We start from the raw sequence: 1,770 nt of genomic DNA, 5'->3' as shown, positions 1-1,770 counted from the left end.
CCGGTTGGAAGTTGAGGAGTACTTTTCCTGATGCGGCGGAGTTCCTGGCGGTTTCGAAGGCTTCCAGGCCTTGGCTGAGGGGGTATTCGTGGGTGATGACGGGGCCGATGTTCAGGGTGCGGTCGGCGAGGGCGGTGATGACGTCGTCGATTTCGTTGTTGAAGCGGAAGGATCCGCGCAGGTCCAGTTCCCGGGTGATGGCCAGGGAGATCAGGACCGGCTGGGGTCCGGTGGGCAGCAGCCCGACCATGACCACGGTCCCGCCGCGCCCCGCGCCCTGAATGGCCGAGGCCAGGCCGTGGTGGCTGCCGGAGGACTCGATGACCACGTCCGCCTGCACGGCGGCGATCGCGTCCGTGTCGCCGGCCTGCAGGGTGTGATCCGCGCCGACGGCGGCGGCGATCTCCAGCGGTTTGGCATGGACGTCGACGGCGGTGATCCGGGCGGCGCCGGCACGTTTGAGGACCGCGACGGCCAGGGCGCCGATCGGGCCGCAGCCGATCACCAGCACGCTCTTGCCGGCCACGTCCCCGGCACGGGCGACGGCGTGCCAGGCCACCGACGCGGGTTCGATCAGTGCCGCGGTCCGCAGATCCACGCCGGCCGGGAGCGCCCGCAGCATCCTCGCGGGCAGGTTCACGTACCGGGCGAACGCCCCGTCGGTGTGCGGGAACCGTGCCGCGCTGCCCAGGTACGTGCAGCCCGGGGAGAGGTTGGGCCGGTCCGCAGGCCACCGCACTTCCCCCGCCCCCGGGCCCGGGGTGGCCGGATGGACCGCGACCGGGGTGCCCGCGGCCGGGCCGGTCCCGTCCGCCGCGGCCCGGACCACGGTCCCGGAAATCTCATGCCCCAGCACCAGCGGCGCCCTCAGGACGGACTCGCCCGCCGCCCCGTGCAGCCAGTAATGCAGGTCCGACCCGCAGATCCCGCCGTACGCAACCTCCACCACAGCCTGGTCCGCGGCAGGTGCACCCAGCGGGACCTCCTCGATCCGCAGATCCCCCGCCGCATGCGCCACCACCGCCGCACCCGACGCAGGCAGAGAAACAGGCAGGGCTGTTGCTTCGGTCCCCTGAGCCACTGCTGGAGCGCCCATCAGACCACCACCGTCATTCCGCCGTCGATAAAGATCGTTTGCCCGTTCACAAAATCCGACCCGTCCGAAGCCAGCCACACCGCCGGGCCGGCCAGGTCCTGGACCGTGCCCCACCGGTGCGCCGGGGTCCGGCCCAGGATCCAGGCATTGAACTGCTCATCGTCCACCAGGTTCTGCGTCATCTCGGTATGGATGTAGCCCGGGGCGATCCCGTTGATCTGCAGCCCGGACCCCGCCCACTCCGCCGTCATCGCCCGGGTCAGGTTCCGCAGCCCGCCCTTCGCCGCCACATACGGGGCGATCGTGGGCCGGGCCAGGTCCGTCTGCACCGAACAGATATTGATGATCTTGCCCCTGCCGCGCGGGATCATGTGCCGGGCGGCCTCCCGCCCCACCAGGAACGCGCTCGTCAGATCCGTCCTGATCACCCGCTCCCAATCCGCGACATCGAGCTCCAGCATCGGCACCCGGTGCTGGATCCCGGCATTGTTCACCAGGATCTGCAGCGGCCCCACATGCTCCTCCACCCACGAAACACCCCGGGCAGCCTCGGCATCACTGGTGACATCAAACGCGACACCATGGACCCGCCCCGGGGCGAAGTCCGCGGCCATCGCCACCTCCGCCGCCTTCAACCGCTCCGCATTAATCCCGTTCAGCACCACCGTCGCCCC

General features: G+C 70.4%; 2 protein-coding genes. Both read right to left on the bottom strand.

The window, feature by feature from the left end; all coding sequences use genetic code 11:
* Positions 1 to 1,096: L-idonate 5-dehydrogenase (locus CXR02_RS21810; RefSeq protein WP_181037335.1), on the bottom strand; the 1,096-nt coding region annotated here is incomplete at its 3' end.
* Positions 1,096 to 1,770: SDR family oxidoreductase (locus tag CXR02_RS21805; RefSeq protein WP_104063886.1), on the bottom strand; the 675-nt coding region annotated here is incomplete at its 5' end. The genes CXR02_RS21810 and CXR02_RS21805, both read right to left, overlap by 1 nt.

Origin of the sequence: Arthrobacter sp. 4R501, assembly GCF_002929755.1 — a bacterium.
GTDB lineage: Bacteria > Actinomycetota > Actinomycetes > Actinomycetales > Micrococcaceae > Arthrobacter.
This window is presented reverse-complemented; position numbering and strand designations above follow the sequence as displayed.